The organism is Saccharomonospora iraqiensis subsp. iraqiensis, from assembly GCF_000430445.1.
Lineage (GTDB): Bacteria > Actinomycetota > Actinomycetes > Mycobacteriales > Pseudonocardiaceae > Saccharomonospora > Saccharomonospora iraqiensis.
In genome coordinates this window covers 9,720-13,305 of the sequence record NZ_KE387055.1, presented here as the reverse complement: position 1 = coordinate 13,305, position 3,586 = coordinate 9,720, and the positions used below count along the sequence as shown (strand labels likewise).

Here is a 3,586-nt window from a genome sequence, read left to right as displayed (position 1 = left end):
CCCCGGGCACCCGGGCGGTGCCGCCGGTGCGGGTGCCGGGGGCCGTCAGTCCGTACGCTCGGCCAGCCAGCGCACCGCGAGGCGGTAGCCGTCCACCCCGAGCCCGGCGAGCACGCCGGTCGCGACGTCGGAGAGCACGCTGTGGTGCCGGAACGGCTCCCGCTTGTGCACGTTGGTGATGTGCAGCTCCAGCAGCGGGGCGGTCAGCTGCGCGGCCGCGTCGCGCACCGCGATCGAGTAGTGGGTCCAGGCGCCCGCGTTGAGCACCACCGCGGCACCGGTGTCGGCGGCCTCGTGCAGCCAGGAGACCATCTCGCCCTCGTGGTCGGTCTGGCGCACCTCGACGTCCACCCCGAGTTCCGCACCGGTGTCGGCGCACAACCGCACGAGGTCGTCGTGCGTGGTCGCCCCGTACACCGCGGGCTCCCGGGTGCCGAGCCTGCCCAGGTTCGGCCCGTTGAGCACCAGCACCTTCACAGCAGCACCTTCCCCTCCTGCGGGTCCCCGCCCGCCACGACCGAGTACGCCGCGGCCAGCAGGGAGGGGTCCGGCCCCTCCAGACGGCCCGGCCTGCCGGGCCCGTCGAGCACCACGAACCGCAGGGTGCCGGACCGGGTCTTCTTGTCCGCGTGCATGTTCTCCACCAGCTGCCCCAGCGCGTCCGGGTCGTAGGTGGTCGGCAGCCCGAGCGCGCGCAGCACCGTGGTGTGCCGGTCGGCGGTCGCGTCGTCGAGCCTGCCGGCGAGCCTGCCGAGTTCGGCGGCGAACACCAGCCCGACGCTGACGGCGGCGCCGTGCCGCCAGCGGTAGCGCTCCCGGCGCTCGATGGCGTGCCCGAGGGTGTGGCCGTAGTTGAGCACCTCACGCCCGTGCGACTCCCGCAGGTCCGCGGCGACCACCCCGGCCTTGACCTCGATCGCGCGGCGCACGAGCTCGGCGAGGACGTCCCCGGTGGCGTCCACCGCGGCCGCCGGGTCCGCCTCGATGAGGTCGAGGATGCGCGGATCGCCCACGAACCCGGCCTTGACCACCTCGGCCATGCCCGCGACGAGGTCGTTGGGCGGCAGGGTCTCCAGCGTGGCGAGGTCGACGAGCACCGTCGACGGTTCGTGGAACACGCCGACGAGGTTCTTGCCCGCGTCGGTGTTGATGCCGGTCTTGCCGCCCACGGCGGCGTCCACCATGCCGAGCAGCGTGGTGGGCACGTTCACCAGCCGGACCCCGCGCATCCACGTGCCCGCGACGAACCCGGCGAGGTCGGTCACCGCGCCACCGCCGAGGCCCACGACGACGCCGTCCCGGTCCAGCCCGATCCGGCCGAGGACGTCCCAGCAGAACGACGCCACCGACAGTTCCTTGCCGTCCTCGGCGTCCGGGATCTCCACCCGGTGCGCGTCCAGCCCCGCCTCGGCGAGTTCGGTCCGCACCGCCTCCGCGGTGGTGGTCAGCGTCGGCGGGTGCACGATCGCCACGGCCGAGGCGTCGGCGACCGTCGCGGTGAGGTCGCTGAGCAGTCCGCGGCCCACGAGCACCTCGTAGGCTCGCTCGGTCCGCACCGGAATGCGGACGGGTTCGTCGGCCCCGGGGGCGCCGGAGGATCCGGAGGACCCGGGGGACTCGGAAGACTCGGTCATACTGCTCCTCGTTGCGTCGCTGTGCGCGTCACGGCGCGCGTCGCTCGGCCGCCCGCCCCGCCGGGAGGCGTTCCGCGAGCGCGGCGACGACCTCCTCCGGCGTGCGACCGTCGGTGTCGATCTCGACCGTGGCCACCTCGCGGTAGACCGGCAGCCGGGCGTCCAACAGGGCCTTGTAGGTGGCGCGCGGATTGACCCCCGCGAGCAGGGGCCGCGCGGTGGACAGGCCCGCCCGGCGCACCCCCTCCGCCATGCCGACGTTGAGGAACACCACGGTGTGCCCGGCCAACCGGGCCCGCGTGGCCGCGGAGAGCACGGCCCCGCCCCCGAGGGAGTAGACCCCGGTGTGCTCGCGCAGACCCCGCGCGATCGTGTCCTCCTCGACGGCGCGGAACGCGGGCTCGCCGTCGGTGGCGAAGATGTCCGCGATCGGACGACCCTGGTCGTCGACGATGTCGTCGTCGGCGTCGTGGTAGGCCACCCCGAGGTGCTCGGCCAGCATCCTGCCCACCGTGCTCTTGCCCGAACCGGGGGGACCCACGACGACGACGGGACCGCGCTCGCTCATGCCACTCACGGTATCCGTGACCGGTCGCCGCGCACGCACCGGAGGCCTCACCGCGGCCAGAAACCGCCCAGCCGGTCGAGGTAGCCCCGCGCGTTGCGGGTGCTCTCGTCCAGCGAGTCACCGCCGAACTTCTCCAGCGCGGCCTCGGCCAGCACCAGCGCGACCACCGATTCGAGCACGACCCCGGCCCGCGGCACCGCGCACACGTCGGAACGCTGGTGGATCGCCGTCGCGGCGTCTCCGGTGGCCACATCCACCGTGGACAGTGCCCGGGGGACGGTGGAGATCGGCTTCATCGCGACCCGGACCCGCACCGGCTCACCGTTGCTGATGCCGCCCTCCAGGCCCCCGGCCCGGTTGCTGCGCCGGGTGACGCCCGTGGCGCCCGCCCCGGCGTCCCGGTCGATCTCGTCGTGCGCCTCGCTGCCCCGACGGCGCGCGGTGGTGAACCCGTCGCCCACCTCGACGCCCTTCATGGCCTGCACCCCCATCAGGGCCCCGGCCAGCCGGGAGTCGAGCCTGCGGTCCCAGTGCACGTGCGAGCCCAGACCGGGCGGCAGTCCGTAGGCGATGACCTCGATCACCCCGCCGACGGTGTCGCCCGCCTTCTTCACCTCGTCGACCTCGGCGATCATCGCGTCGGTCGCCTCCTGCCCGAACGCCCGCACCGGGGACTCGTCCACCTCGGCGAGATCCCCCGGCCCCGGCAGCGGCCCGTCCGGCGCCTCCGCCCGGCCGATCGACACGACGTGGCTGACGATCTCGGCGCCGAGCAGCTGCCGCAGGAACGCCCGCGCGACCGTGCCCACCGCGGTGCGCGAGGCCGTCTCCCGGGCGCTGGCCCGCTCGAGCACGGGACGGGCCTCGTCGAACCCGTACTTCTGCATCCCCGGCAGGTCGGCGTGCCCGGGGCGCGGGCGGGTGAGCGGCTCGTTCCGGGCCAGCCCCGCCAGCTCGGCGGGGTCCACCGGATCGGCGGCCATCACCTTCTCCCACTTGGGCCATTCGCTGTTGTCGATCCGTACCGCGATCGGGCCGCCCTGGGTCCGGCCGTGCCGGACCCCGCCGAGGATCTCGACGTGGTCGGTCTCGAACCCCATCCGCGGGCTGCGGCCGAAGCCCAGCCGCCTGCGGCCGAGTTGTTCGCCCAGTTCGGCAGTCGTGATCTCCACGCCCGCGACCATGCCCTCGAGGACGGCGGTCAGGGCGGGACCGTGCGATTCACCAGCGGTCATCCAGCGCAACACGACTCCGATCCTGTCACGCGCCGCCCGCCGCGCCTCAGGCGACACCGTCCACCGCCGTGCCGGGGAACAGCAGCACCAGGCAGGTGGCCGCGAGCAGCCCGGGCCCGTGCGGCACCCCGGCGGGCCGGGATGCCCCG

At 74.5% G+C, this 3,586-nt stretch carries 4 protein-coding genes; all 4 read right to left on the bottom strand.

Annotation, left to right across the window (positions count from 1 at the left end):
- Window positions 1-45: 45 nt before the first annotated feature.
- From aroQ to aroC, 4 genes are read right to left on the bottom strand one after another with little or no spacing between them, the layout of a single operon-like run.
- Window positions 46-477, bottom strand: a complete 432-nt coding sequence (gene aroQ / locus ACTIR_RS0104015; RefSeq protein ID WP_026453305.1) for a type II 3-dehydroquinate dehydratase — start codon at window positions 475-477, stop codon at window positions 46-48.
- Entirely contained in the window at window positions 474-1,634 is a 1,161-nt protein-coding gene (gene aroB, locus ACTIR_RS0104010) for a 3-dehydroquinate synthase (protein ID WP_052583706.1), read from the bottom strand. Before aroB ends, aroQ begins: the two co-directional genes overlap by 4 nt.
- Window positions 1,635-1,662: 28 nt before the next feature.
- Entirely contained in the window at window positions 1,663-2,202 is a 540-nt protein-coding gene (locus ACTIR_RS0104005; protein WP_199285566.1) for a shikimate kinase, read from the bottom strand.
- A gap of 47 nt (window positions 2,203-2,249) precedes the next feature.
- Window positions 2,250-3,449: a chorismate synthase gene (gene aroC, locus ACTIR_RS0104000; RefSeq protein ID WP_026453302.1), complete on the bottom strand. Its 1,200-nt coding sequence runs from the start codon at window positions 3,447-3,449 to the stop codon at window positions 2,250-2,252.
- Between the last annotated feature and the right edge of the window lie 137 nt (window positions 3,450-3,586).